The 26,355-nt window shown below is 72.6% G+C and carries 19 protein-coding genes and 2 pseudogenes; 4 read left to right on the top strand and 17 right to left on the bottom strand.

Translation table 11 applies throughout. From position 1 onward, the window contains the following. Positions 1-205 precede the first annotated feature (205 nt). Positions 206-1,219: a LacI family DNA-binding transcriptional regulator gene (locus tag ACFWZ2_RS20210; protein ID WP_384547474.1), complete on the top strand. Its 1,014-nt coding sequence runs from the start codon at positions 206-208 to the stop codon at positions 1,217-1,219. A gap of 7 nt (positions 1,220-1,226) precedes the next feature. Here ACFWZ2_RS20210 and ACFWZ2_RS20205 read toward each other — a convergent pair whose 3' ends face one another. The 11 genes from ACFWZ2_RS20205 to ACFWZ2_RS20155 all read right to left on the bottom strand — a co-directional run bounded on the left by ACFWZ2_RS20205 (position 1,227) and on the right by ACFWZ2_RS20155 (position 18,163). After that, positions 1,227-3,788 (bottom strand): ABC transporter permease, encoded by a 2,562-nt coding sequence (locus tag ACFWZ2_RS20205; protein WP_384547472.1) that lies wholly within the window; start codon positions 3,786-3,788, stop codon positions 1,227-1,229. Between the two features lie 8 nt (positions 3,789-3,796). Next, positions 3,797-4,573 (bottom strand): ABC transporter ATP-binding protein, encoded by a 777-nt coding sequence (locus tag ACFWZ2_RS20200; protein WP_384547470.1) that lies wholly within the window; start codon positions 4,571-4,573, stop codon positions 3,797-3,799. A gap of 165 nt (positions 4,574-4,738) precedes the next feature. Then, a complete protein-coding gene (locus tag ACFWZ2_RS20195) occupies positions 4,739-5,965 on the bottom strand; it encodes a sensor histidine kinase (RefSeq protein WP_384547468.1) in 1,227 nt (408 codons plus the stop codon). 26 nt (positions 5,966-5,991) lie between these two features. Continuing rightward, on the bottom strand, positions 5,992-6,678 hold the full coding sequence (gene cseB / locus ACFWZ2_RS20190) for a two-component system response regulator CseB (RefSeq protein WP_384547503.1): 687 nt from the start codon (positions 6,676-6,678) through the stop codon (positions 5,992-5,994). Between the two features lie 220 nt (positions 6,679-6,898). Next, a complete protein-coding gene (locus tag ACFWZ2_RS20185; RefSeq protein ID WP_384547466.1) occupies positions 6,899-7,807 on the bottom strand; it encodes a nitroreductase/quinone reductase family protein in 909 nt (302 codons plus the stop codon). 296 nt (positions 7,808-8,103) lie between these two features. After that, positions 8,104-9,675 (bottom strand): alpha-L-fucosidase, encoded by a 1,572-nt coding sequence (locus tag ACFWZ2_RS20180; protein ID WP_384547464.1) that lies wholly within the window; start codon positions 9,673-9,675, stop codon positions 8,104-8,106. Between the two features lie 38 nt (positions 9,676-9,713). Continuing rightward, entirely contained in the window at positions 9,714-11,660 is a 1,947-nt protein-coding gene (locus tag ACFWZ2_RS20175; RefSeq protein ID WP_384547463.1) for a family 20 glycosylhydrolase, read from the bottom strand. Positions 11,661-12,013: 353 nt separating this feature from the next. Then, positions 12,014-12,187 carry a hypothetical protein gene (locus tag ACFWZ2_RS20170; RefSeq protein WP_384547461.1) on the bottom strand — a complete coding sequence of 58 codons (174 nt, stop codon included), beginning with the start codon at positions 12,185-12,187 and terminating at the stop codon, positions 12,014-12,016. Positions 12,188-12,683: 496 nt separating this feature from the next. Further along, positions 12,684-14,180 carry an SDR family NAD(P)-dependent oxidoreductase gene (locus ACFWZ2_RS20165; protein WP_384547459.1) on the bottom strand — a complete coding sequence of 499 codons (1,497 nt, stop codon included), beginning with the start codon at positions 14,178-14,180 and terminating at the stop codon, positions 12,684-12,686. Between the two features lie 70 nt (positions 14,181-14,250). Further along, positions 14,251-15,621: a wax ester/triacylglycerol synthase family O-acyltransferase gene (locus ACFWZ2_RS20160; RefSeq protein WP_384547457.1), complete on the bottom strand. Its 1,371-nt coding sequence runs from the start codon at positions 15,619-15,621 to the stop codon at positions 14,251-14,253. A gap of 199 nt (positions 15,622-15,820) precedes the next feature. Further along, positions 15,821-18,163, bottom strand: coding sequence for a GH92 family glycosyl hydrolase (locus ACFWZ2_RS20155; protein ID WP_384547455.1), 2,343 nt, complete (start codon positions 18,161-18,163; stop codon positions 15,821-15,823). A 175-nt stretch (positions 18,164-18,338) separates the two neighbouring features. Between ACFWZ2_RS20155 and ACFWZ2_RS20150 the strand changes: the two are divergent. After that, positions 18,339-18,500 (top strand): annotated as a pseudogene (locus tag ACFWZ2_RS20150) (ABC transporter permease); the annotation flags it as partial. A 31-nt stretch (positions 18,501-18,531) separates the two neighbouring features. Here ACFWZ2_RS20150 and glgC read toward each other — a convergent pair. The 3 genes from glgC to ACFWZ2_RS20135 are packed head-to-tail and all read right to left on the bottom strand — an operon-like array spanning position 18,532 to position 21,775. After that, positions 18,532-19,752 (bottom strand): glucose-1-phosphate adenylyltransferase, encoded by a 1,221-nt coding sequence (glgC, locus tag ACFWZ2_RS20145; protein WP_384547452.1) that lies wholly within the window; start codon positions 19,750-19,752, stop codon positions 18,532-18,534. Positions 19,753-19,772: 20 nt separating this feature from the next. Continuing rightward, complete coding sequence (gene glgA / locus ACFWZ2_RS20140) at positions 19,773-20,942, bottom strand: glycogen synthase (RefSeq protein ID WP_384547450.1); 1,170 nt, start codon at positions 20,940-20,942, stop codon at positions 19,773-19,775. Between the two features lie 47 nt (positions 20,943-20,989). Continuing rightward, a complete protein-coding gene (locus ACFWZ2_RS20135) occupies positions 20,990-21,775 on the bottom strand; it encodes an IucA/IucC family C-terminal-domain containing protein (RefSeq protein ID WP_384547448.1) in 786 nt (261 codons plus the stop codon). A gap of 248 nt (positions 21,776-22,023) precedes the next feature. Between ACFWZ2_RS20135 and ACFWZ2_RS20130 the strand changes: the two genes are divergently transcribed. Continuing rightward, a complete protein-coding gene (locus ACFWZ2_RS20130) occupies positions 22,024-23,166 on the top strand; it encodes a DMT family transporter (protein WP_384547446.1) in 1,143 nt (380 codons plus the stop codon). 77 nt (positions 23,167-23,243) lie between these two features. On the opposite strand, the gene ACFWZ2_RS20125 is transcribed toward ACFWZ2_RS20130, so the two are convergent. The 3 genes and pseudogenes from ACFWZ2_RS20125 to ACFWZ2_RS20115 form a co-directional block, all read right to left on the bottom strand. Next, positions 23,244-24,557 carry a transglycosylase family protein gene (locus ACFWZ2_RS20125; protein WP_384547444.1) on the bottom strand — a complete coding sequence of 438 codons (1,314 nt, stop codon included), beginning with the start codon at positions 24,555-24,557 and terminating at the stop codon, positions 23,244-23,246. A 120-nt stretch (positions 24,558-24,677) separates the two neighbouring features. Then, positions 24,678-25,656, bottom strand: a pseudogene (locus ACFWZ2_RS20120) (acetylxylan esterase). 154 nt (positions 25,657-25,810) lie between these two features. Then, positions 25,811-25,996 carry a hypothetical protein gene (locus ACFWZ2_RS20115; RefSeq protein WP_384547442.1) on the bottom strand — a complete coding sequence of 62 codons (186 nt, stop codon included), beginning with the start codon at positions 25,994-25,996 and terminating at the stop codon, positions 25,811-25,813. Here ACFWZ2_RS20115 and ACFWZ2_RS20110 point away from each other — a divergent pair. Further along, positions 25,995-26,355 (top strand): DUF4573 domain-containing protein (locus ACFWZ2_RS20110; protein WP_384547501.1); only part of this gene is annotated, 361 nt, incomplete at its 3' end. The genes ACFWZ2_RS20115 and ACFWZ2_RS20110 overlap by 2 nt on opposite strands.

The raw sequence follows: 26,355 nt of genomic DNA, 5'->3' as shown, positions 1-26,355 counted from the left end.
TCGGTGTCCAGATATCGGAGATCACGCGATCGGGTCGACAACTCACCAGGTCAGAAGGGTGTGTTGAGAGTCTTGCGGCGAACCACTAATGCGCTTTAGGGTCGGACCGCTCAAGCGCATTAGTACGCGGGGCGTCACGAGCACGCCGGCGTCGGGAAAGGGGCAACGGGTGCAAGGCAAGCGGTCACCGGCACGCCGGCCGACCATGAAGGACATCGCGCGCCGCGCCGGGGTCTCCGAGAGCGCGGTCTCCTTCGCGCTCAACGACCGGCCCGGGGTCTCCGACCTCACCCGCGACCGGGTGCGCAGGGTCGCGGAGCAGCTCGGCTGGCGGCCGAGCACGGCGGCGCGCGCCCTGTCCGGCGAGGGTTCGGCGACGGTGGGCCTCGTGGTGGCGCGCCCGGCGGCGACGCTGGGCGTCGACTCGTTCTTCCTGCAGCTGATCTCGGGCATCCAGGAGGTCCTCGCGGAGCGGCACTTGGGGCTGCTCTTCCAGGTCGTCGAGGACGTGGCCGCCGAGTGCGCGGTCTACCGCCGCTGGTGGGCGGAGCACCGCGTGGACGGCGTGCTCGTCGTCGATCCGCGCACCGACGACCCCCGTCCCGGACTCCTCGACGAGCTGGGTCTTCCCGCGGTCGTGACGGGCGGTGTGCCCGACCCGGAGGCCGGGCATCCGGGGCTCTCGACGGTGTGGGCGGACGACGCGGGCGCGATGGCGTCGGTCGTGGGTCATCTGTACGCACTCGGCCACCGCCGCATCGTGCACGTCGCGGGCCTCGAAGGGCTCGCGCACACCGAGCGGCGCATCCGCACCCTGCACGCCGAGGCGGCGGGCCGCGGCCTGTCCGGGGTGCGTTCGGTGACGACGGACTACTCCGACGCGGAGGGCGCCGCGGCGACCCGGCGGGTCCTTGAATCCGCCGAGCCGCCGACGGCCCTCGTCTACGACAACGACGTGATGGCCGTCGCCGGGGTCGCCGCCGCGACTTCCCTCGGCTTCACGGTCCCCGACGACCTCTCCGTCGTCGCCTGGGAGGACTCGGCGCTGTGCCGCATGGTCCACCCGTGGCTGACCGCGCTCTCCCGGGACACGGTGGCCTTCGGCAGGGCCGCGGCCCGTGAGCTGCTCGCCCTGCTCGACGACGGGCCCGGGGCGACGGTGCAGGTGCCGTTGCCGCGGCTCATCGAGCGGGAGAGCACGGGGCGGGTGCGGAACTGACCGTGCGTCATGCCTCCTTGGCGGCCTCCAGGGGACTCAGGCCCGCCGCCCTGCGGGCCGGGACCACCGCCGCGACCGCGCCGATCACCAGGGAGGACAGGCACATCAGGAGCAGCGTGTCCCAGGGAAGCACCAGGGAGTACTGCTCGATCGCGCCGCTGGCCAGCGAGCCGACCGCCCAGGCGCCGAACAGGCCGCCCGCAAGGCCGAGGAGGGTGCCGAACGCCGCGACGCCCACCGCTTCGATCCTGATCATCCGCCGTACGTCCGCACGGTCCATGCCGATGGCGCGCAGCGCGCCGATCTCACGGGTGCGTTCGGCGACCGACATGGCCAACGTGTTCACGATGCCGAGCGCGCCGATCACGGCGCCGATGGCGAGCATCCCGTACATCACCGTCAGCAGGTCGCCCATGGTGCCCGCCGCCTCGTCGACGAGCCGCTCCCGGTCCCGCACCGTGAGCAGCGGGCTGTCGCCCACGGCGGTGCGCAGCTGATCCTCGATGCCCTGCGAGGTCACGCCGTCGTCGGTGCGGACGAGGACGCGCTGGACGGAGCCGCGCAGGAAGCTGTCCCGCTGTACGTCGGCGCGGGCGCCCAGCACGTCGTGGGCGACGGGGTTGTCCTGGTAGACGCCCACGACGGTGTACGAGGTGGGCTCCTTGCTCCGGCCGATCGCGGCGTCGAGCCGGTCGCCCGTGCTCACGCCGTTCTCCTGAGCGACCGTGCGCGAGACGGCGATCCGGCCGGGGCCGAGATCCTCGGCGGAGCCACTGACGAAGTCGAGGTTCATGACGTCGTGCACGGCGGCGGGGTCGACTCCGGAGATCTCCCTGACACCACCACCGACGAACACGCTGGAGTCCGTGACGGCGGTCGCGGTCCGCACCCCGGAGGTGTCGGCCACCCGGCGCACCGCGCCGGGGTCGATCCCGGTCGTGGTGGAGCGCGTGCCGATCACGTAGTCGGCACCGAGCCCGGCCGCGGCCTGCCGGTCGAGTGCCTGCCCACTGGAGTGGCCGATGACGGCGAGCCCCGTGACCAGCGCGGTGCTGACCAGCAGCGTGGCGGCGGTGGCCGCGGTGCGCCGGGGATCGCGCAGCGCGTTCTCCCTGGCAAGTCGGCCCGCGGCCCCGAAGCGGCCGGTGAGGCGTCCGACGAGCCGGATCACGGGGCCCGCGAGCAGCGGCGCAAGGACGATCAGGGAGACCACGAGGACGGCACAACCGAGCATCGCGCTCCGCAGGTTCTCCTCCGAGGCGTCCCGCGCGCCGCTGAGCGAGATCAGCCGGCCTGCGCCGAGCGCCAGGAGAACGACGCCCAGCATGCCGCGGAGCCGCGACCGAGGGGAGGACGGGGGTTGTTCGGCCGTACGCAGCGCCTCGACGGGCGCGACCTTCGCCGCCCTGCGTGCGGGCAGCCACGCGGCGAGCACGGTGACGCCGACGCCGACACCGAGCGCCGCCACGACGGAGCGCGGGCCGATCACCAAGGGGCCCTGGGGCAGCGGGTTCCCACCGGTGCTCAGGACCTCGGGCAGTACGGCGGCGATGCCGAGGCCGAGCAGGAAACCGGCCGCCGACGCGACGAGGCCGACCAGGGCCGCCTCCAGGAGGACGGAGCGCGCCACCTGTCGGCGCGAGGCACCGATCGCCCGCAGCAGCGCGATCTCCCGGGTGCGCCGCGCCACGAGCATCGTGAAGGTGTTGACGATCAGGAACGAACCGATGAAGAGCGCCACCCCCGCGAACACCATCGGCAGCTTCTCGTACCCCCTGGTCAGCGTGGACACGAGGATCGCCTGCTGCTCGGCCTGTGCGGTGCCGGTGGTGGCTTCGGCCCGGTCGGCCGGGAGCATCTCGGTGACGCGGAGGGCGAGTTCGGCGGGTGCGGTGCCGGGTGCGGCGGTCAGATCGATGCCGGTGTAGTGGCCCGGGGACGCGAACAGCTTCTGGGCGGTCGCCCGGTCGAACAGGGCGAGGGTGCCGCCCGCGGTCACCCGGGTGTCGTCGGTGGTGACGATGCCGACGAGACGCTTGGTCATGACGGGACCGTCGGTGGCGAGGCGGACCGGGTCGCCGATGCGGAGGCGGCCGGCCGATGCGGTGCCGCTGTCGACGGCGACTTCGCCGCTGTTCCTCGGGGCGTGGCCCTTGGCGAGCGGGTAGCGGCTGTCCTTGCCGTCCTTGCCCGGCACGTAGGACCCGGCGGGGTTCGCGCCCGCCCTGACCCGCAGCGGGGTGCCGTCCGATGCGTTCAGGGCGGCCGAGCCTTCGGCCGAGGGACGTACGGCGGCGACACCGGGCACGGCGGCGAGTTTCCGTACGAGCATGTCGTCGAGCACGCCGTTCCGTGCGTCGGCGGGCGGCCCTGACGGGGCGTCCTTCGCGGTCACGCTGACCGCGATGTCGGCGAAGTTCCTGGAGGCGGCGGCGCACTGGGCCGCGGCGGTGGAGTCGGCGAAGACCAGGGTGCCGGAGGCGAAGGCGACGCCCAGACAGACGGCGAGGGCGGTCATCGCCTGACGGGCCTTGTGCGCGAGGAGGTTGCGCAGGGCGGTGCGGAACATGGCTCTGTTCACCGGGCCCTGGGGTCGAGGCGCTTCATGCGGTCGAGGACCGAGTCCGCCGTCGGTTCACGGGTCTCGTCCACGATCCGGCCGTCCGCCAGGAACACCACACGGTCCGCGTAGGCCGCCGCGACCGGGTCGTGGGTGACCATCACCACGGTCTGGCCGAGGTCCCGCACCGATGCGCGCAGGAACCCGAGGACCTCGCTGCCGGCCCGCGAGTCGAGATTGCCGGTGGGTTCGTCGCCGAAGACGATCGCGGGCCGCGACGCCAGGGCGCGGGCCACCGCGACGCGCTGCTGCTGCCCGCCGGAGAGCTGCGCGGGCCGGTGGCCGAGGCGCTCGGAGAGGCCGACCATGGCGACCACGCGCTCCAGCCACTCCCGGTCGGGGCGGCGCCCCGCGATGGTCAGCGGCAGCGTGATGTTCTCCAGGGCGGTCAGCGTCGGCAGCAGGTTGAACGCCTGGAAGATGAAGCCGATCCGGTCGCGGCGCAGCTGGGTGAGCTGCCGGTCGCCCAGCGTGCTCAGCTCGGTGGTGCCGATGCGCACGGAGCCCGAGCTCGGCGCGTCGAGCCCGGCGGCACAGTGCATCAGGGTGGACTTCCCGCAGCCGGACGGGCCCATGATCGCGGTGAACTCGCCCTCACGGAAGCCGATGCTGACCCGGTCGAGGGCGACGACCTGGGTGTCGCCGCTGCCGTAGACCTTCGAGAGCTCGGTGGTGGCGGCCGCGATCCCGGCAGTGGGGCGTGGTGCGTACGGGGCAAGGGGGTCGGCGGTCACGGGCGGCTCCTCTTCGGGTGCGGGACAGGGCACTTCGAAGGGTGTCCGCAGGACGTATCGGGGCCTGGGCCGCCGTGTATCGGCGACCGCGTCGCTTCGTATCGGTTCGGTAGGAGGCCGGTTCGGTAGGAGGCCGGTGCGGCAGGAGGCCGGCCCGGGCAGCGGTCAGGCGGGCAGGCGCAGCGTGGCGACCGCGCCGCCGTCCGGGGCGTTGTCCAGGCGCAGTTCGGCCCCGAGCAGCCGGGCCTGGCCCAGGGCGATGGTCAGGCCGAGGCCGTGGCCGGTGCCGCGTTCCTTCGCCCCGGTGTGGAAGCGGCGCGGACCGTGCAGCAGCAGGTCGGGCGGGAAGCCGGGGCCGTGGTCGCGCACGACGACGGTGCGGCCCTCGACGGTGACCCGCACCGGGGTGCCGCCGTGCCGGTGGGCGTTGACGACGAGATTGCCGACGATCCGCTCCAGGCGGCGCGGGTCGGTCTCCACGCTCCCGGTCTCCGCTCCGACGACCTCGGTGTCGAGGCCGGTGCGCGCCACGGCCTCCGCGACGACCGCGCCGAGCGGCACCCGGGCGCGCACGGGCAGTTCGGCCCCCGCGTCCAGTCGGGAGATCTCCAGGAGATCCTCGACCAGGCCGCGCAGGTCGCGCACCCGGGCCCGGAGCAGATCCTCGGTCTCGCCGGGCGGCAGCAGATCGGCGGCGGCGAGGAGACCGCCGACCGGGGTCCGCAGCTCGTGGGCGACGTCCGCGGTGAACTGCCGCTCGGTGCGCAGGCGTTGGCCTAGGTGGTCGGCCATGCGGTCGACGGTGGCGGCGATGTCGGCCACCTCGTCGCCGCCCTTGGTGGGCCCGGTCCTGGCGTCGAGGTCCCCGGCGGAGATCCGGACGGCGGTCTCGGAGACGCGGCGCAGTCTGCGGGCGAGCAGCCCGGCCCCGTACACCGCGAGCGGCACGGCCGCCGCGAGCGCGGCCAGCGAGGCCAGCACCATGACCATGTCGAGGCGGCGCAGCGTGTGCAGCTCGGGGCCCATGTTGACCTGGAGGGCGAGCACCGGGCTGCCCGGGCCGCCGGTCCGCTGGGCGGCCCAGACGCTCGGCCCGATGTTCCCGTCGACGCGCTCGTCGTACGCCGTGTGCCGCTCGCCGTCGGCCGGGTGCCGCAGCTCCGCGGGCAGGTCGGGCGGGTCGAGCTCGGCGCCGTCGGCCAGCGTTCCGGTGCGCCGGTGGACGTCCATGGCCGAGTAGAGCGAGTTGAAGGCCCGGGCCCGCGCCCGGTCACGGATGTCGCCCGCGGTCCACACATGCACCAGTACGCCGACCGCCGCCACGACCAGCAGGGCCGTGGCGGCGGCCAGTGCCGCGATCTTCCAGCGCAGGGACGCGCGGGCGGGCCGCAAGGGCCGGTGGAACGGACGCACCGTCCTCAGCGCCTGAACTTGTAGCCGAAGCCGCGGACCGTCTCGATCCGCTCCCGGCCCAGCTTCTTGCGCAGCCGCTGTACGCAGAGGTCCACGACGCGGCTGTCGCCGTCCCAGCCGTACTCCCACACGTCGCGCAACAGGGTGTGCCTCTCCAGGACGACACCGGGGTGGGCGGCGAACTCCAGGAGCAGTTTCAGCTCGGTCGGGGTGAGCGCCACCGGGCTGCCCGCGAGCTGCACTTCCATCCCCGCGGTGTCGATGCTCAGGTCCCCGAACACCAGCATCTCGCCCTCGGCGGGCGGCCCCTCGGCCCCGGTCCGGCCGGGCACGGGAGCGGGCGCGTAGGTCGCACGGCGCAGCAGCGAGCGGATGCGCGCCACCAGGACGTACGTGTCCACGGGCTTGACCACATAGTCGTCGGCCCCGGCCTCCAGACCGGCGACCACGTCGAGCCCGTCGCCGCGGGCGGACATCATCAGGACGGGCACCCGGCTGGTCTCCCGCACCCTGCGGCACAGCCCGATCCCGTCGAGGCCGGGCAGCATCACGTCGAGGATCAGCAGGTCGAAGCTCTCGTCACGGAAGAGTTCGAGCCCTTCGAGGCCGTCGGCCGCGGCCTTCATCTCGTAGCCGTAGCGCTCCAGGGCGACGGTGAAGGACCGGCGCATCAGGTCGTCGTCCTCCACCATCAGCACGCGGGCGGGGTGCGAAGGAGCCCCGGGCGAGGCGGGTGAGGACACGGGCGAATGGCTCCTGTACGGGCGTTTTGGGGTGGGTCAGGGGAACGATACGGCAGACACCGGGCGCGTCGGCCGCGCCGCTCCCCGGGGCGCCGGATCGACGGGCGGCCGAGCGCTCCCTGATACACGCCGGATACAAACCGCCTGCACAGTGCCCGAACAGCGCAGGTCAGGCCGTCGGCGGCCCGGGAGGCCACGGCAGTTCGGCCAGGATCGGCAGCAGCGTCTCCTCCTCGTAGTCGAGGTGGGCCGTCAACTCCTCCGACATCCGGGCGAGTTCGGTGCGGAACCGTTCGGGGTCCGCGTGCCCGATGTCCGCGAGGAGCGCGGCCAGTTCGCCCTGGATGCGGGCGACCGTGCGGTGCTCCTCGGCGAGCCGGTCGAAGGTCGCGCGCAGCTCCGGGTGGTAGCCCGCCATGGTCGGGAAGAGATGTGCGTCCTCGCTGGTGTGGTGGAACTCCAGGGCGTCGCAGAACGCCAGGCAGTGCTGTCTGATCCGGAGTCCGATGCCGGGCGCGGGCGGCTCCCCCGGGCCCTGGTGGGCGGCGCGCGCCGCGAAGTGCGCGTCGGTCTCGGCCCGCACGTGCCGCAGCTGTCCGCGCAGCCACAGGTGCACCTGCAGCATCTTGGCCGCGAAGGTGTCGGCCGCTTCGGGGATGTCGGCCTCGTGCGCGGGGCGCTCCAGGACGACGACGGGCAGGGTCCTGTCGGTCCGTGCCTGGTAGTCGCCGTATCCGGGGTCGGCGGCGACCACGCGCGCGAAGAGCCGGTCGCGGCGCTCCCCCTCGGCGGGGACGGCGATCGCCTGGAACTCCTCGGTGCCGAGTTCCACGCGCACCGTGGGGCGGGCGAGGACGTTGTGGTACCAGTCGGGGTGCCGGGGCGAGCCGAGGTTCGACCCGACGACCAGGAGCAGGCCGCCGTCGCGCAGGAAGCCGAGCGGGGTGGTGTGCTGCTTGCCGGACCTGGCGCCGGTCGTGGTGAGCAGGAGGAGGTCGCCGCCCTCGAAGGGGCCGCCGACCTTGCCGCCGCGGGCTCGGAACTCGTCGATGACGGACTGGTTGAAGGGTGTGGGCATGACGGTGTCGGTTCTCCGTACGGGATGTTCGGGGCCGCGTCGGGCGCGGTGAAGGGGAGGGAGCGCCACGCATGACGGCATGGCGGGGGCCACGCGCAACGGCGTGGTGAGGGCGCGCGAAGGCGCACGGATCAGGCGAAGGCCCGGCGGTGTGAACTCACGACGTACTCATCGGCGTCGTCCTTGAGTGAAGGTGCTCGCCCGGTCGCCGACCTGCCCACTGCTCTTTGGTCGGCGCCACGCGGCACGAGCACCATTACAGACACCCACTCCCCCGCATGTCAACGCGGGTCCTCTCACACCTCCGACCGGTAGAGGCCGAACTCCGCGATCCGCACGGCGCCCCGCGACCGCGTCACCCGCAGCCGCCACCGCCGCGCCGTCACCGCGGCGGGGAGCTTCAGGACGCGGCTCGCGCCCACCGTGTCCACCTCGGTCACGGTCTGCCAGGCGTCGCCGACGCGCGCCTCGATGACCGCGTGTTCCAGCTGCTGCCCGTGCCGGATGTCCTCGGCGAGCCTGATCCGGTCGGCCTCGCGGGCCCGGCCGAGGTCGACGGTGACGGTGCCGGTGGCCCGGTCGTGCCGGGTCCGCGCGCCGTGCGTGAGGTCCTCGGGCAGTTCCTTGCGGATCCGTTCGCGGAACTCCCGCAGCCGTGCCACGTCCGCGTCCGGCAGCAGGCCCCGCCGGTCCGGCGGGATGTTGAGCAGCAGCACCGAGTTGCGCCCGACGGACCGGAACCAGATGTCCGTCAACTGCTCGACGGTCTTGGGCTGTTCGTCCGCGTGGTGGAACCAGCCGGGCCTGATCGACACGTCGCACTCGGCGGGCCACCACTGCACGTACTGGGCGACGGCACGCGCCTCGGCGAGCGCCTCACGGCTGCCCTGGTCGGGCGCGTCGTACCTGAGGGCGTAGTCGATGCTGCCGTTCCCGGAGTCCTTGACGGGGACGACGCTCCATTCGTTCTCGCGCGCCAGACCTCCTTCGTTGCCGACCCAGCGCACGTCGGGGCCGCGCACGGCCATCGTGGCGTCGGGGGCGAGGGCGCGGATCAGCGTGTACCAGCTGTCCCAGTCGTACGTCTCCACCTTGTCCGGCGGGATGCGGCCCTGCGCGCCGTCGAACCAGACCTCGTCGACAGGTCCGTACTCGGTGAGCACTTCGTAGAGCTGGTTCAGCATGTGGGCGCCGTAGTCGGTGGCGTCGAGCGTGAAGGAGCGCGGATCGTCGCCCGCCCGGTCGTCGTCGGGCGTCAGGGTGGGGATGGTGCGTGCCGAGCGTCTGCTGCCGTTGGCGTAGACGCCGTCGAGGTACTGGTTCTCGTCGGCGGGCGAGATGTAGACGCCGACCTTGATGCCGTACCGCCGCAGCGAATCGGCGAAGGACCTGAGGACGTCGCCCTTGCCGCCGCGCCAACTGCTGCTCGCCACACCGTGCTTGGTGTAGCGGGTCCGGTAGAGGACGAAGCCGTCGTGGTGCTTGACGGTGAGGATGGCGAGCCTGAAGCCGCCGTCGCGCAGGGCGCGCGCCCACTGGTCGGTGTCGAGCCCCGAGGGCTGGAAGACGTCCGGGTCCTCGTCACCGGTCCCCCATTCGAGGCCCGTGAACGTGTTGACCCCGAAGTGCAGGAACGCGGTCTGCTCCAGCTTCTGCCAGGCGATCTGCCGTGCGGTGGGCCGGACACGGGACGCCTTGGCGACGACGGACTCCGGGGAGTCGCCGGGGCCGACGGGGATGCGGTACGGCGGTTCGGCGCCGCCGGAGCGGCGGGCGGCCGTCGCGGCGACCGCGGGGATCGAGGCACTGGACGCGGCGACGGCCGTACTCGCGGCGGCGGCCATGAAGAGACGTCTGCTGACGGTCATGGGGATGCGGGTCTCCCTTGAGGCAGGGGGGCAGGGGGTCAGGGGGCGGTCAAGGTCCATACGGCGGGCGGGCGTTGGTCCGTCGGGTACTGCACGAGCCGCCCGTCGTCCGTCACATGGGCGGCCATGCGCGTGATGGCGTTGATGAGCCGGTAACCGCCGTCCGCCGCGGCGAGCTGCCAGCGTTGGAGCGTGTTCGCCGGGTCGCAGGTCTCCTCGGTGACGGCCGTGCCCGGCTGGAGCGGCACGTTGAGCGTGAGCTTGCCGCTGCGGGTCTCCAGGCATCTGCCGCTCCGGGTGGACCGCAGCGTCACATACCCGTCGGCGGTGCGCCGCACCTCGACGACGCCGGGCTCACCACGCCCCTCGGTGTCGCGCAGGGTGTATGTCCCGTCGGCCACGGGCACCTTCGTCAGATCACGCCAACCGGGCGCGTGGGACACGGACGTGGCGCGCTCGGTGAACTCCGCGTACGTCGGATCGGGGTGGGCGTCGCCCCAGGTGACCTGCGCGACATGGGCGAGCGGCAGCGCCATGGCGGCCGCGACCTCGTTCTCGGTCTCGCCGCGGCCGTTGTCGGGCCACAGGCTGATCTTCGCTCCGGTGACGCCGTCGCCGGTGGCGAGCCGTTCGCCCTCGAAGACCCGGGGGTCCCAGCGCTCGTCGTACAGCTTCTCGGTGTTCGTGTGGAAGCCGCCGCGGACGAGGTAGAGGGAGTAGGCGGCGTTCATCACCGGGTGGCCCTGCTGGATGAGGGTGCTGGGCTTGGTGCGCACGTCGAGCCAGTGCTCGACGGTCGTGCCGGGCGCCACGGGGACGGTGTTGTCGCCGGTGAGGCCGTCGTTCCAGATGCGCAGCCGTTTGCCCTTGCCCGCCGCGTGGGCGTGCACGCGGTTCACGAAGTCGATGAACGCGTCCTGCGGGGTGGCGTCCGCGCCGTACTTCTTCCTCGCGTACTCCAGGATGTGCGGGTACTTGGCGAAGTCGGAGCCGAGCATGTACTCGTCGGCGCCCATGTGCCAGGAGGCGGCGGGGAAGACCTGCGCGTACTCGTCGATGAGGCTCGTGTAGTAGGTGAAGGCCGCGTCCTTGGTGATGTCGAGGCGCGAGGGCTGCCGCGTCCCTTCGGAGTCGGTGAGCTGCAGGTCGGGACGCTTCTCCAGCCAAGGGTCCAGGTGCCCCGGGGAGTTGATCTCCGGGACGATCGTGACGTGGTACTTCGCGCCGAGGGCGACGAGGCGGCGGATCTCCCTCTTGGTGTAGTAGCCCCAGGAGTTGGCCTCGGGGTGCTTGTCGCTGCGCACCTTCAGTTCGAGGAGCAGCTGGTTCTGCTTGCGGTACGCCATGTCGCGCACCAGGTTCTCCAGCCAGGGCGTGGAGATGTGGATGTAGCAGGCGCAGACGCCGACGCCGCGCTCCTTGTACCGCGGCACGTCGACCGTGCGCCCGCCCGGCACGCGGTCGCCCCCGGCGAGCAGCTGGAGCAGCGTCCGTGTGCCGTAGAAGGCACCGGCCTCGCGCGCGCCGGTGATCTCCAGGCGCCTGCCCGCGCGGAGTTCATAGCCCTCTGCGCCGAGCGGTCGCCGCGTGCGGTCGACGTCGATGACGATGTCCCCGGCCCTTGCGCCGCCGCCGGTGATCCGCACGGCGCCCCTGCCCGCGGCGGCGAGGTCGTCGGCGAGCGTGTCGGCGACGCGCCGCGACGCGGGGTCACGCGCGACGATCCGGGTGCCGGGGCCGTAGTGGTAACTGCCGTCGGCGGGCGTCCAGTCGGTCAGGGCGGGGACGGTGCGCGGCATCCGCGGCGGTTCCGTGTCGGCGGCCCCTGCGGACGGGACCGGCGCCGCGAGGAGCAGCAGGGCGACGGAGGCGGCGGCAGCGCGGGACCACCGGGACCGGCCTGGCTGCTGGGACCACCCGGACCATCGGGACCATCGGGACCCGCCGGGCCGCCGGAGCGCGAAGAGCGAACGCAGTTCGGTCATGAGGTCCGATGATTCAAGCGCTCCGAAGAGGTGTCAATGCACCTTCCCCCACCGGGTCTTGGACATTTCTGAAGAGCCATCGGATGAATCCCCGGGCCCCGACGAGGCGGGATGGTCAACTGACCTGACCTCTTGTAGTTTCCGCGTCGTGGATCACACGGCGCAGCGGCGGAGCGAGCGCGTGCCGATGACGCTCGGCCCGCCGCCGCGTGCGGCGCGGACGGCCGCGGAGGGGATGGCCGACCGTACCGGGAAACACCTGTGCCCCCGCCGGAGAGGCGGGGGCACAGGGGCGAAGCGGACCGGTCGTGGACCGGGTCTCCTACCGGATCGAGCGATGCCGGAGAGCCGGATCAGTCGATGCCGGGCAGGATGTGCGGCTCGGCGAGGTCGTCCTCGTAGCCTGCCAGGCGGATCGGGGCCGCTTTGGCCCACGCCTCGAGGTTGCGGAGCTTCTGGGGCCGTCCGGCCCGCTCGCCGCCGCGTTCCGCCGGCCGCTTTTCCTGCTTCGTCAGATCTGGTGTCACCGCGCACTCCTTTGTGTCGCGTAACGGAAGGGCATGGGCAGTTCGGTCGCGGTGGCGCCGTTTTCCTGGCGGGACCGCGGCTGTGGTTGCCAGCCTGTCCCGGGGCGGCCGAGGAATGTTTGTGGATCCCTCGTGGCCGCCCGTTCGCCCCAGGTTAACCAAATGAGCGCGGCCGCGCTCGATGGGGCTCAAAGCTTGGGTAAATTCCGGACAATGGCGCCTCACCAGACATGTGCGGGCCGCCGGGACCGGACGGGCTCAAGGGCCCTGCGCACGCGCACGGGATCCACAACCCGCGGGACCGTGCACCGCCGGGCACGGTGAAGCACGTCGGGGTCACCGTCCGTGACGGGCGCGGGTGCGGACGGCGCCCACTGCATCGCGTACGACTGGCGTGAAAATCACGTACGACTGGCGCGAAAAAGGCCGCCCCGGCGAGCGGGGCGGCCTCAGGTGCGCAGCAGGTTCGGGGGCGGCCGACGCCACCCTCCGTGCCCTACCACTTGCCGGGCGCGTAGTCCTTCATGAAGACGCCGTACAGGTCCTGACCGGCCTCGCCGCACACGACCGGGTCGTACACGCGGGCCGCGCCGTCGATCAGGTCGAGCGGGGCGTGGAAGCCCTCCTCGGCCAGCCGCAGCTTGTCGTAGTGCGGGCGCTCGTCGGTGATCCAGCCGGTGTCGACCGAGGTCATCAGGATGCCGTCGGTCTGGAACATCTCCTGGGCGCTGGTCCGCGTCACCATGTTCATCGCGGCCTTCGCGGCGTTCGTGTTCGGGTGGCCCGCGCCCTTGTAGCCGCGGCCGAAGACGCCCTCCATCGCGGAGACGTTGACGATGTAGGCGCGTCCGCTGGACGCCTTCTTCGCGGCGTCGGCCATCGCCGAGCGCAGCGCGCTGATCAGGATGAACGGCGAGGTGTAGTTGCACAGCTGGGTCTCGAGCAGCTCCACCGGGGAGATCTGCTCGATGGTCTGCACCCAGGTGTTGCTGTCGACGACGTCCGGGACGAGGCCGCCCGCGTCGATGGCCGTACCGTCGAGGTGCCGGGCGACGCTGGCGTTGCCCGCGACGAGCGCGAGGTCGGCGACCTGCTGGGCGTCCAGGCCGCTGGTGCCGACGGGCAGCGCGGCGAGGCCGTCAACCGCGCCGGAGTTGAAGGCGCCGATGACGGAGTGGGCGGGCAGCTCCCCGGCGGGCAGCGGCGCGCTCTCGCCGTCGACCAGGGCGGCGTACGCCGAGGGCAGGCGGCGCACGGTCTGCGTCGCGTTGTTGATCAGGATGTCGAGGGGGCCCGCCGCGGTGACCCGCTCGGCGAGGGCCACGGACTGCGCCGGGTCGCGCAGGTCGATGCCGACGACCTCCAGGCGGTGCAGCCAGTCCGCCGAGTCGTCCATCGCCTTGAAGCGGCGGATGGCGTCCTTGGGGAACCGGGTCGTGATGGTCGTGTGGGCGCCGTCACGCAGGAGGCGCAGCGCGATGTACATGCCGATCTTGGCGCGGCCGCCGGTGAGCAGGGCGCGCTTGCCGGTGAGGTCGGCGCGGGCGTCGCGCTTGGACCGGTTCAGGCGGGCGCAGTCGGGACAGAGCTGGTGGTAGAAGTAGTCGACTTCCACGTACCGGGTCTTGCAGGTGTAGCAGGAGCGCGGGCGCTGGAGTATCCCCGCGATCCTGCCCTCCTCGGTCTGCGAGGAGGGCAGCAGGCCCTCGGTCTCGTCGTCGATGCGCTGCGCGGAGCCGGTCGCGGTGGCCTCGGTGACCGCCTTGTCGTGGGCGGTCTTGGCGGCGCGGCGCTCCTGGCGGCGGCGCTGCTTGACCGTCCGGTAGATCCCGGCGGTGGCGCGGCGCACCGCGATCGCGTCCGGGTGGTCCACGTCCAGCTTGTCCAGCTCGTCGAGCACGGCGAGGCAGACGGCGAGGCGGTCCGGGTCGATGCCGGGGCCGTACGCTTCGTGCGCGACGGTCCCCTCCTGGCTTTCGTCTGTCACCGTCATCGCCGCTGTCCTCGTGTCATTCCGTGCCGCGGCGCATCGGGTCGTCCGCGGGAGCTCCAAAAGCGCAACTTTACGTAGCGCGGGGCCCGGTCACCAAACCCGCGCCGTTCGCGCACAGCGCCACGAGGTCGTCGATCTCCCTGCGCACGCTGTTCGCGAGGAGGTCCAGGTCGGGCACGGCGGCGGCGTCCGCGACCAGGCCGTAGTGCACCCGCCCCCGGTAGGTGGACACGGCGACGGCGAGCGACTGGCCCCTGGCGAGCGGCGCGAAGGGGTAGACCTCGGCGAGCGGGCAGCCGCCGAGGCGCAGTCCGACGCCGGGCAGCGGGACGCTGGTGACGAGGATGTCGAAGAGCAGCCGGGCGGCCTGCGCGACGACGGGGCCGCCGATCCGGTGCCCGAGCGGCGGCACGCGCTCGGCGAGCAGCGCGACGGCCCCCGCGCCGCGCTCGGGCCCCGCGTCCTTGTTGCGGTCCATGGCGGTGCGCACGCTGCGCAGCCTGACCAGCGGGTCCTCGTCGCTGACCGGGAGGCGCACGAGATAGCCGGAGAGCCGGTTGCCGGGCGGCTGCGCGGTGCGCGGGCGGCGCCGCGAGACGGGGATCAGGGCGCGCGGTTCGACGCCCTCGCTGCAGTCGCCGCGTGCGTCGAGCCAGCGGCGCAGGGCGCCGGCCACCACCGCGATCAGTACGTCGTTGACGGTGCCGCCCACCGCCTTGCGCACCTGGTGCACCTCGTCCAGGTCGAGGACGACGCCCGCGGTGCGGCGGGTGCCCGTGGCGGCCGAGGTGAAGGAGGCCGACGAGCGTACGCCGAGGGTCGCGCGCGCCACGGACGTGCCGATGCCGAGGGCCTGGCCGACGTCCGCGACGGTGTCGCGGACGAGTCCCGGCAGCCTGCGCGGGTCCGGCAGGGGCCGCCGGGCGGTGGCGGGCGCCGGGGGCCTTGGCCGGGACGCGGGCAGGTCGACCGGGTCGAGGAGGGCCGCGCCGAGGGTCAGCGCGCGCAGCCCGTCGGCGAGCGCGTGGTGGAACTTGAAGAGCACGCCGAAGGACGTGCCGTCGGCGCCCGGCAGGACGTGCGCCTCCCACGGCGGCTTGGCACGGTCGAGGGGGCGCTGCATCAGCTCCCCCGCCGCGGCGTGGAAGTCCCGCGTCGGGCCGGTGATCCGCACGTGGTCGAACGGGTCGAAGGCGAACACCGGGGCGCGGGTCGCGCCGCCGAAGGGCAGCCACACGGAACGTATGCGCATGCGAAGTCCCGGCACGCCCTCCGCGCGTGCCGCGAGGAGCCCGGCGGCGCGCTCCGCCGCGTCGGGCTCACCGGCCTCGAAGACGCCGAGCGCCCCGATGTGCATGGGGTGTTCGGCGGTCTCTATGTTCCAGAAGGCCAGATCGAGAGGTGCGAGCAGGTCGGAGGTCTCAGCAGGCGTTGAAGTCAATGGCTCGCTCTCGCGTCGGGGGTCGATGCGGGGGATGGCGAGCTCGCAGTCAATCGCCGCTCGGCAATTACAGTCAAGTACGATCAAGATACGCTGAGTTAACAACAGATTAAGACCCGCCTCCCGGAGAGAGGCGGGCCCTATGTGACTCATGTGGTGCAAAAGTGAACGGTCGCTTCGGGTGGCGCGAACGGCACCGTCACTTCACCGCGGGAGGCGCCGCCCCTTCCGACGTGCCCCACGCGGAGGGCTCCGTCCCCACCGTGAAGGAGAGTTCGCGGGTGTCGCGGATGTCGTCGGTGGTCAGATACGTCTTCTCAAGGGCGGCCCCGTCGGTCCGCGCCGACTGGATGTACCGCCGGGTGCCGGACGTGCCCGGCGCCCGCACCGTCAGCGCGCCGTGCGGGTAGGAGCGGCGGTCGAGCCGGATGTCCACGCGCTCGAAGACGGGCGTCGAGAGCCCCCAGGTGTCCGTCCCCGGCTGGACCGGGAAGACGCCGATCGAGGACAGCACGTTCCAGGCGGACATCGTGCCGAGGTCGTCGTTTCCGGTCATGCCGGTCGGGGTGTCCGTGAAGAGGGTGAGCGCGGCGTGCACCACGTCCGTCGTCTTCCACGGCTGGCCCGTCGAGAGATAGGTGTACGGGGCGATGAGGTCGGGCTCGTTCTGCGGGTTGTACTTGTCGGCGTTGTAGTAGTCGTAGGGGCCGTTGACCCACACCTCGCGGGCCGTCCTCGCCGGATCCTTGAGCAACTGCTCGTACGCGAAGAAGGAGTCGAGCCGCTCGCCCGCCGCCTTCTTGCCGCCGATCAGGCCCACCATGCCGGGCAGGTCCTGCGGCACCAGCCACTGGTACTGCCAGGACGTGCCCTCGTGGAAGCCCTCGCTCTTGGCCGGATCGACGGGTCCCGTGAAGGCCCCCGCGGCATCGCGCGCACGGAAGAATCCGGTCGAACCGTCGAAGATCCTCCGGTAGTTCTGCGCCCGCTCCGCATACCGCTTCGCGTCGTCCTCGTGCCCGAGGTCGCGTGCCATCCGGCCGAGCATCGCGTCGGACAGCGCGTATTCGAGCGTCGCGGACGCGCCGTGGTCGTAGTCGGAGTCGCCGGGCTTGGCGTGCGGGCGGCCCTTGATGTACGGGGCGTATCCGTTGGCCAGATACTCCTTGTTGGCCTCGCGCCCGACCGCCGGTGAGTCGGCGGGCGGCACCCCGTCCGCGTTCTTCTTCAGCGCCCGGTACGCCTCTTCCTCATGCCCTTTGAGCAGGCCCTGCTGATACGCATTGGTGAGGAACGGCGTGACCGGGTCGCCGGTCATGATGTTCGCCTCGACCGTGCCGTGGCCCCACTTGGGCAGCCAGCCGCTCTCCTCGTCGATCTTCAGGACGGAGAGCGCCATGTCGCGGGACTCGCGCGGCGCGAGCAGGGCGAGGAGCTGCGCCTGGGTGCGGTAGGTGTCCCACAGGGACCAGTTCTGGTAGTACGTGAAGTCCTTGGCGCGGTGGACCCGTTGGTCCCATCCGGTGTAGCGGCCGTCGACGTCGCTGCCGATGTTCGGTGCGAGGAACGAGCGGTAGAGGGACGAGTAGAAGGTGCGGCGCACGGTCTCGCTGCCGCCCTTGACCCGCACGTCGTCGAGCCGGTCCTCCCAGGCGTCCCGTGCCGCCTCGGCCACGCGGTCGTACGAACGCCCGCCCTCGGCACGGAGGTTGAGCGCCGCGCCCTTGGCGTCCACGTACGAGAGGGCGGTCGTCGCCTCGACGGTGCGGTCCTTCGTGGTGTCGAAGCGGACGTACGCGCCATTGCGTTCCGCGCCCGCCGACGACGTCTTCGAGCCGGCCGTGACGGTGCCGCCCTTCCAGGTGCCCGCCGTCGTGAAGGGCCGGTCGAAGCGGGTGATCGTGTGCAGCGTGTACGGCTCGGTGTCCTGGCAGAAGCCGCTGCCGGTGAGGGAGGTGCGCACCGTGCGGCTGTCGAGGATCTCGACCTTCGTGCGCACGGTCTTGTGCAGCGACTGGCCCGCGTTCAGGAGGACGTTGGCCTTGTCGGTGGCGGGGAAGGTGTAGCGCTGCACGCCGGTGCGCCGCGTCGCGGTCAGCTCCGCGTCGATGCCGCCCTCGAGGCCGACCCGGTAGCGGCCCGGGCTCGCGCTCTCGTCGTCGTGGCTGAACTCGGCGGCGTACTTCGCGTAGTCGGTCTCCGTCACGTCGCCGGTCGTGGGCAGCACCGGCAGATCCCCGCCGAGCCCGCAGCCCACTCCGGACAGGTGCACCGTGGAGAAGCCGCGGATGTGGGTGTCGGAGTGGTCGTAGCCGGTGTTGTGCCCGGTGTCGGGCGAGAACTGCACCATGCCGAAGGGGACGGCGGCGCCCGGGTAGGTGTTGCCCTCGTTCTCGGTGCCGATGAACGGGTTGACCAGGTCGGTGAGGCGGCCGGGGCGCGGGGCGGCGGCCTCCGCCGACGGGATCGCGAGGGCGCCGCCCAGGAGCGCGGCCGTCAGGGCCACCGTTCCCGCGCCGCGCAGCCGTTGGGTCCATCTCATGCGGGGGAACGCCTCCCGAGAATCCGTCCGACAACGTTGTCAGGTCATATGTCGCGCTCATTCTTGAGTCGGCCACGCATACCCGTCAAGGGTCGTGCACCGCACGGCGGAAGCCCCCGGTCCGCCCACGCGGGCGGACCGGGGACCTCGTCGTCAGGAGCTCGCGCAGCCCGGCAGCGGGTCGTTGGTGGGCGTGCTGCTCCTGAAGGTGGTCCAGAACGTGATCAACCAGATCGGCTCGCTCGACTCGGCGTACCAACAGGTCGTCAGCGGCGCGTTCCTGGCGGTGGTGGTGATCGCCCGGACATGGCTGGGCCGGAGACGGCGGGTGCTCTGAACGCTCGGCGCGACGTGGGCGGCCGCCGCTCTCACACCGGCACCAACTGCCCTTTCCCCAGGGCGATCACCCCTGCCTTGGACACCGTGTACAGCTCCGCGTCCCGCTCCGGGTTGACCCCGATCGTCGCCCCCGGCGGCACGTCGACGTTCTTGTCGAGGACGGCGCCCCGCACCACCGCGCCGCGCCCCACGCGCACGTTGTCGTGGAGGACGGAGCCCTGCACGACCGCGCCCTCCTCGACGCTCACGCCGGGCGAGAGGACGGAGCGGGTGACCTGGCCGCGGATGACGCAGCCGGGGCTGACGATGGACTCGCCCGCGATGCCGCCCGCGCAGAACTTGGCGGGCGGCAGGCCGCCGGAGTGGGTGTAGATGGGCCAGCGCCGGTTGTCCAGGTTGAAGACGGGGTGGTCGGAGATCAGGTCCATGTGGGCTTCGTAGTACGAGTCGAGGGTGCCGACGTCACGCCAGTAGCCGTGGTCGCGCGGGGTCTCGCCGGGGACGTGGTTGCCGTCGAAGTCGTACACCTGGGCAAGGCCGCGCTCGGTCAGCAGGGGCAGGATGGAGCCGCCCATGTCGTGCGCCGACTGCTCGTCCTCGGCGTCCTGTTGGAGGGTGTCGACGAGGGTCTTGGTGGTGAAGAGGTAGTTGCCCATCGAGGCGAAGACCTGGTGCGGGGCGCCCGGCAGACCGGGAGGGTCGGCGGGCTTTTCGAGGAAGCTCTCCACCCTCGTCCCGTCGCGCGCGGGCGTGATGACGCCGAACGACGACGCGTCGGCGCGCGGCACCCTGATCCCCGCGACGGTCACGGCGGCGCCGTTGTCGATGTGCTGCTTGAGCATCTGGCGCGGGTCCATGCGGTAGACGTGGTCGGCGCCGAACACCGCGATGTAGTCGGGCTGTTCATCGTGGACGAGGTTGAGGGACTGCAGGATGGCGTCGGCGCTGCCCGAGTACCAGCGCGGGCCCAGGCGCTGCTGGGCGGGCACGGGCGTGACGTAGTTGCCGAGCAGGCTCGACATGCGCCACGTCGTCGTCACATGCCGGTCCAGGGAGTGCGACTTGTACTGCGTGAGGACGCAGATGCGCAGGATGTCGCCGTTGACGAGGTTGGAGAGGACGAAGTCGACGAGGCGGTACGTCCCGCCGAACGTGACGGCGGGTTTGGCCCGGTCGGCGGTGAGCGGCATCAGCCGCTTGCCCTCCCCGCCGGCGAGCACGATTCCGAGCACCGAAGGTCGACCGCGCATCCCAGCCCCCTACTTGTCGGCTATCTGTCGGCGTGCAGGATCTCCTCGTACACCTCGACCGTGCGCCGGGCGACCGCGTCCCAGCCGAACTCCCTGACCGCGCGGTAACGCCCGGCCCTGCCCATCGCCCCGGCCCGCTCCGGGTCGGTGGCCACCCGGTTCAGGAGGCGCCCGAGGTCGCGCTCGAAGCCTTCCTGGTCCTTGTCCTCGTACGGGACGAGCAGCCCCGTCGTGCCGTCCTGGACGACCTCGGGGATGCCGCCGACCCGCGAGGCGACGACGGCGGTGCCGCAGGCCATCGCCTCCAGGTTGACGATGCCCAACGGCTCGTACACCGAGGGGCAGGCGAACACCGCGGCATGGGTGAGGAGTTGGACGACATCGGGGCGCGGCAGCATCTGCGGGATCCACCGCACGCCCGCGCGGGCGCGGCTCAGCTCCTCGAAGAGCGTACGGAACTCGGCGTCGATCTCCGGGGTGTCGGGCGCCCCCGCGCACAGCACGAGCTGCACGTCGCGGTCCAGCCACCGGGCGGCGCGCAGCAGATGGGGCACGCCCTTCTGCCGGGTGATGCGGCCGACGAACAGGACGTACGGCCGGTCGGGGTCGATGCCGAGCCCTTCGAGGACGTCCGTGCCGGGGTCGGGGCGGTACAGAGAGGTGTCGATGCCGTTGTGGACGACGCGGACCTTCGCCGGGTCGATCGCGGGATAGCAGGCGAGGAGGTCGTCGCGCATGGCGCCCGACACGGCGACGACGGCGTCCGCGGCCTCGGCGGCGGTGCGCTCGGCCCAGCTCGACAGGGCGTATCCGCCGCCCAGTTGCTCGGCCTTCCAGGGCCGCAGGGGCTCGAGGGAGTGCGAGGTCATCACGTGCGGGATGCCGTGCAGGAGCTTGCCGACGTGTCCCGCGAGGTTGGCGTACCAGGTGTGCGAGTGGACGAGGTCGCGGCCGGCGAGGGCCGCGGCCATCGACAGGTCCACGGAGAAGGTGCGCAGCGCGTCGTTGGCGTCGTCGAGCGCGGGCCAGGCCCGGTGCCGCCGCACGCCGTCGACCGCGCCGCCCGCTCCCCAGCAGTGCACGTCGACGTCGGCTAGGGAGCGCAACTCCCGGGCGAGGAACTCGACATGGACTCCGGCGCCGCCGTAGACATCGGGCGGGTACTCCCGGGTGAGCAGTCCCACTTTCACGGGGAACCCTCCGTCGTCCGCCTGATGTCGGCCGCGCCCCCTCATGGTCACCCAGACGACGCCCCGGGGGAAGACCGCTGCGGCGGCCGTTCGAAGCAGCAGTCGCCGCAGACGCCGCCACTCGGGCACCGGTAGTAGAGGCAGCAGCTGCGGCGCCGGAACGCGGTGCCGTCGAGCGTGCCGGTGCCGCGCAGATCGGGGTGGTCGAAGAGCGCGGCGGCGAGAGCGGCGGCCCGCTCGCGCACGTCGGGGCGGCCGGTGCGCGCCGCCCACCCGTCCAGTTCGCGTACGGCGCCCGCGAGCGCGGAGCCCGCGTTGCCCCACAGGAGCCGGGCGGAGATCCGGTACCGGCCGCGCAGCGCGGCGGCGAGGGGCGCCAAGTGCCCGTGCTGCACGACGTCCCTGAGGGTTCCCGGGTCCCCGGGCAGGGTGCGCAGGTCCGTCAGCCACAGGTCGTCGGGCGAGGTGCCGTCGGCGTCCCAGTGCAGCAGCGTGGGATCGAGGTCGGGCACGGCCCCGTACAGCGCGGCCGAACCGAGCGCCACGGACCACAGCCGGGCCGCGAGCCCGAGCTGGGCCACGGACACCGCGATGCGGTCCTCGGGGGCGCCGAGCCGCCGCCCGACCTTGTCCACGCGGAACGCGAGGGGGTCGTCGCCGGGCCCCTCCGGGGATGCCGTAGGGGCTGATCGCGGCGGTGCGGGGCGGGGTGCCGGTCGCGCCGCGTATATCTCCGCGAACGGAACGGCGCCACTGCCGATCGGCGGCCCCTCGCGCAGGGCGAAGAATCCGCCGACGGAACCGAGTTCTGCCAGGTCGATGAGGGTGGTCACGACAGCAGTGAAGCAAGCCCGGCGCCGTCCGCCCCCGCCGGGTCCCCCTCCTTCCCTCTCCTTCCGTCCCTAAGGGGTAGCCCGCCCTGGGGAGGACGAAGGTGGGGTCGTACTCCATCGGTAGTAGGACCGATTGCCTGCTCAGGTACGACGACGTGAGGCCGTTCGCGAGGGATCGTTGTCAGCATGGAAGCCGACCGTTCGCCTCGCCGGGATCACCGCGCGCACCGCACGTCGTGGAGCACCTCATGAGTGCCCTCGCGCTGTCCGTGCTGCTCTCCCTCGTCTCCGCCGTGGCGTACGCGGGCGGTGCGATCCTCCAGGAGCGCGTGGCGGCGAGCACGCCGGAGCGGCGGTACGCACCGCTGCGCCGCGGCGTCTGGTGGACCGCGATCGGCCTCAACGGCCTGGGCGCGCTGCTGCACGTGGTGGCCCTCGCCTACGGCCCGCTCAGCCTGGTGCAGCCGCTGGGCGCGCTGACCATCGTCTTCGCGCTTCCGATGGCGGCCCTGTTCGTACGCCGCAGGGCCGGGGCCACCGCGTGGCGCGGCGCGATCATGGCGACGGTGGGCCTCGCGGGGCTGCTCTCGCTGACCTCGGCGTCCGGCTCACAGTCCCTGGACGGCGCGGAGCGCATGATGCTGGCGCTCGTCACCGGCGGCGGCGTGCTCGCCCTGATGGTGGCGGCGCACGCGGTGCACCGGCACCCGGTGGTCCGCAGCGTGCTCCTGGCCTGCGCGGCCGGTGCGGCGTTCGGCATCGCCTCGGTGTTCACCAAGACGGTGGCGGTCGACTGGGACCGGAACGTCGCGCTCGTCGAACAGCTCCCGAGCCTCGGGGTGATCGCCGTGCTCGCGGCGGCCGGTGTGCTGATCTCGCAGGCGTCCTACCGGGGCGCGGGGCTCGCGGCGCCGCTGTCCACGGTGACGGTCGTGAACCCGGTCGTCGCGGCGGCGGTCGGCCTGACCCTGTTCGGAGAATCCTTCCGCTACGGCACCACGGGCACCGTCATCGCCCTCGGCTGCGGTGTCGTCGCCGCGGGCGGCCTGATCCTGCTCACCACGGAGCGGATCGGCGCCGCGCGCGGCACGGAGAGCGTGAAGGTGGCGGAGGGGCCGCTGCCGAAGCCGGACGCCCTGCCGACACCGACGTCGGACGCCCTGCCAACGCCGGACGCCTCGACTGTGACGGCGCCGGAGGCCACGTCCGTGCGGACGGCCGGCGGACCGCCGAAGGGCGTGCGTGAGCAGGGCGGGCAGGGCGGGCAGCGCTCGCCGCGCCCGTCGCTCGACCCCCTGCCCGCGGTCCCGGCGCAGCACGCGACGGTCCGGGTGCGTTGCACGCCCCTGCCCCGGTATCCGCTGCACAAGCAGCAGCGGATCGGGTCCTGATCGTCACGCGGGGCGCCGCCCCGCGCCCTGCGTGACGATCGGATACGCGCCCCGCACGAGCGCCCCCGGGCGGCCGGTCAGATCCGTACGCCCCGCGCCCGCAGATACGCCAGCGGGTCGATGTCCGAACCGAAGCCGGGCCCCGTCCGCACCTCGAAGTGCAGATGCGGGCCCGTGCTGTTGCCGGTGGAGCCCGACCGCGCGATGCGCTGCCCGGCGCCCACCTTCTGCCCGGCCTTCACCGAGAGCGCCGAGAGATGGCCGTACTGGCTGTACTTTCCGTCGGTGTGGCGTATGACCACCTGGTAGCCGTAGCTGCCGCCCCAGCCCGCCGAGACGACCTGGCCCGCGGCGACCGCCTTCACCGAAGTGCCGGTGGGCACCGGGAAGTCGACGCCCGTGTGGTAGCCCTTCGACCAGGAGCCGCCCGCCGCGCGGTAGGGCGTGCTGGGCGAGGCGGCCACGGGTGCGGAGGCGGCGGGCGACGTGGCGGGGCGGGCCTGTTCCTTGGCGCGTTCCTTGGCGCGTTCCTTCGCCCGCTCCTTGGCCCGCTCCTTCGCGGCGGCTTCCTTCTTCGCCTCGGCCCGCTGCTGCTCGGCCTTCTCCCGTGCCTTCTCCCTGGCCTCGGCCCTGGCCTTCTCCTCGGCCCTTTCCTTGGCCTTCTCCTCGGCCTTCCCCCGGCCGCGCTCCTGTGCCCGCTCGCGCTCGCGCGCCCTGTCGTCGGCCGGTCGCTTGCCCGCTCCCGTGCCGTGCACCGAGAGCCGCTGCCCCGGCGTGATCAGATCGGGGTCGCCGCCGATGACGCGCCGGTTGGTGTCGTACAACTGCTGCCAGCCGCCGCGGACATGACGGTCGGCGGCGATCCCGGAGAGGGTGTCGCCGCGCACCACGGTGTACATCTCGGCGGTGCCCGCGGTGGACTGCGGAGTCACCTCCGGCTTGACGTCCTTGACGTCCCGCTTCGGCTTCGGCCGCTCCTTGGCGGCGACCGGCGTCACGTCCGGTGTGCCGCCCCCGCGCGTCAGGCCCGCCTTGCCCGAGCAGACCGGCCAGGCCCCGGGGCCCTGCGCGTCGAGGACCTTCTCGGCGACGGCGATCTGCTGGGCCTTGGTGGCCCGGTCGGCACGCGGGGCGTAGGCGGTGCCGCCGTACGCCTCCCAGGTGGACTGCTTGAACTGGAGCCCGCCGTAGTAGCCGTTGCCGGTGTTGATGCTCCAGTTGTTGGTGGACTCGCAGGCCGCCACCTTGTTCCAGGTGTCGACGTCGGCCGCGCCCGCGGTGCCCGCGACGGTCAGCGGGAGCGCCATGCCGGCGCCGCCCGCCGTGACGGTCAGCGACGCGCGGTTGATGCGGTTCGGCTGATACCGGCGGTGTCGACCACGTACGGCCATGGGAGCTCCCTCAGACACACGTCATCACGGATTGCACATGTCGGACACAGGACAAGCCCGCAAGTTAGCGGGTGCGCCGAACGCTGACAAGACCGCGATTCAGGACGGGAGTTGAGGCGTTCACTCCCTCAAGTGCCGCGGCAGCCACCGGAGTTGCACTCCCTGCTGGTAGGGGCCGCCTCCCTCGTGATCGTTGAAGGAGTACACCTCCATGGCACGCTCCCGCCCCGCGTACGCGTTGAAGGCGGCGAACACCGTGGACGGCGGGCACGTCTGGTCCTGCAGTGCCGCGGAGAACAGCGCGGGCGCCCGCCCCCTGGCCGCGAAGTGCACGCCGTCGAAGTACGACAGGGTCCGGAACACCCGCTCCTCGCCGCCCCTGCGCGCCTTCAGATAGAGGCCGATCTCGCTGTACGGCGCCCGGTCGGTGAGGGTCGCGGCGCGCGGGAAGTCGCAGAGGAACGGCACGTCGGGGGCGACGGCGGCGAGATCGGGCACCAGCGCGGCGACCGCGAGGGCGATGCCGCCGCCCTGGCTCGCGCCGAGCGCGGCGAGCCGCGAGGCGTCGACGAGCGGGTGGCTGCGGACCGCCTCCACGGCCCGTACCGCGTCGACGAACACACGCCGGTAGTAGTAGTCGTGCGGATCCTCGATGCCGCGGGTCAGATATCCGGGGTGGGCGGGCCCGCTGCCCACCGGATCAGGGGTGTCGCCCTGCGCCCAGCCGCCGCTGCCCTGCCCCCGGGTGTCCATCACGAAGTGCGCGAACCCCGCGGCGGCCCACAGCAGATGCATATGGGGCAGGCCGCGCCCGCCCCCGTACCCGATGTACTCGACGACGGCGGGCAACGGTTCCTCGGCCCCCGCGGGAAGGACGAGCCACCCCTTGACCGGATGCCCGCCGAATCCCGCATACGTCACGTCGAACACCCGCACGCCCGGCAACGGCAGCCGTACGGGCTCGAACCGCGCGTCGAGCCCGTACGCGCGCGCTTCCAGCAGGCTCTTCTCCCAGAAGGCGTCGAAGTCCTCGGGCTCGGTCAACCAACCGGGGCCGGTAGCGGCGCAGTTCGTCGAGCGGCAGGTCGAAATGGGGCACGGGCGACTCCTCCTCCGTACGCGGTCTCGAAGAGGCCACGCTACGCCGGGAGCACGTCGCCGGTCACCGGCGATTCAGGAGGACGTGGACATGCCTGCGGGGGCGCGCGGGCCGGGTCGCCCGCGCACCCCCGCACAAGGTCACGCCCGCGGCATCAGGAGACCGGCCCGGGCTGCGGCTCGGGCCCCGGCTCCGGCCCCGGCCCCGGCGGCTGCGGGATCGGCGACGGGTCCGGCGACGGCAGCGGCTCGGGCCGCGGCACGGGCTCCGGGTCGGGGAAGGGCCGGTCCGGATCAGGGAACGGCTTCGGCGGCACGGGATCGGGATACGGATGAGTCATTGCGCTCCTCCAGCCTCTCTTCCAGTCGGCTCCACCCCCGCGTACCCGACTGCCCCCACCCCCAAGCCTTCCATCATTACGCCTGCCGCGCGCGGGACGGGGGCCGCTGCGCGCGGGGCGGGGGCGGGGACCGCCGCACGCGGGGCGGGGGCGGGGGCCGCTGCGCGCGGGACGGGAACGAGGGCCACTGCACGCGGAGCGGGAGCGGGGACCGCTGCACGCGGGACGGGAACAGGGACCGCTGCACGCGGGACGGGAACAGGGACCGCTGCACGCGGAGCGGGAGCAGGAACCACTGCACGCGGAGCGGGAGCAGGAACCACTGCACGCGGAGCGGGAGCAGGAACCACTGCACGCGT

The organism is Streptomyces sp. NPDC059002 (assembly GCF_042740435.1).
Lineage (GTDB): Bacteria > Actinomycetota > Actinomycetes > Streptomycetales > Streptomycetaceae > Streptomyces.
Note: the sequence above shows the minus strand (reverse complement) of the source record. Positions and strands in the feature narration are given on the sequence as shown.

Excerpts from the sequence above, each read along its gene's own strand:
- ACFWZ2_RS20125 (WP_384547444.1), bottom strand. The coding sequence starts at position 24,557 with ATGGCCGTACGTGGTCGACACCGCCGGTATCAGCCGAACCGCATCAAC.
- ACFWZ2_RS20185 (WP_384547466.1), bottom strand. The coding sequence starts at position 7,807 with ATGCCCACACCCTTCAACCAGTCCGTCATCGACGAGTTCCGAGCCCGC.
- ACFWZ2_RS20175 (WP_384547463.1), bottom strand. The coding sequence starts at position 11,660 with ATGACCGAACTGCGTTCGCTCTTCGCGCTCCGGCGGCCCGGCGGGTCC.
- ACFWZ2_RS20205 (WP_384547472.1), bottom strand. The coding sequence starts at position 3,788 with ATGTTCCGCACCGCCCTGCGCAACCTCCTCGCGCACAAGGCCCGTCAG.
- ACFWZ2_RS20180 (WP_384547464.1), bottom strand. The coding sequence starts at position 9,675 with ATGACCGTCAGCAGACGTCTCTTCATGGCCGCCGCCGCGAGTACGGCC.
- ACFWZ2_RS20115 (WP_384547442.1), bottom strand. The coding sequence starts at position 25,996 with ATGACTCATCCGTATCCCGATCCCGTGCCGCCGAAGCCGTTCCCTGAT.
- cseB (WP_384547503.1), bottom strand. The coding sequence starts at position 6,678 with ATGGTGGAGGACGACGACCTGATGCGCCGGTCCTTCACCGTCGCCCTG.
- ACFWZ2_RS20130 (WP_384547446.1), top strand. The coding sequence starts at position 22,024 with ATGAGTGCCCTCGCGCTGTCCGTGCTGCTCTCCCTCGTCTCCGCCGTG.
- ACFWZ2_RS20155 (WP_384547455.1), bottom strand. The coding sequence starts at position 18,163 with ATGAGATGGACCCAACGGCTGCGCGGCGCGGGAACGGTGGCCCTGACG.
- ACFWZ2_RS20210 (WP_384547474.1), top strand. The coding sequence starts at position 206 with ATGAAGGACATCGCGCGCCGCGCCGGGGTCTCCGAGAGCGCGGTCTCC.
- glgC (WP_384547452.1), bottom strand. The coding sequence starts at position 19,752 with ATGCGCGGTCGACCTTCGGTGCTCGGAATCGTGCTCGCCGGCGGGGAG.
- ACFWZ2_RS20165 (WP_384547459.1), bottom strand. The coding sequence starts at position 14,180 with ATGACGGTGACAGACGAAAGCCAGGAGGGGACCGTCGCGCACGAAGCG.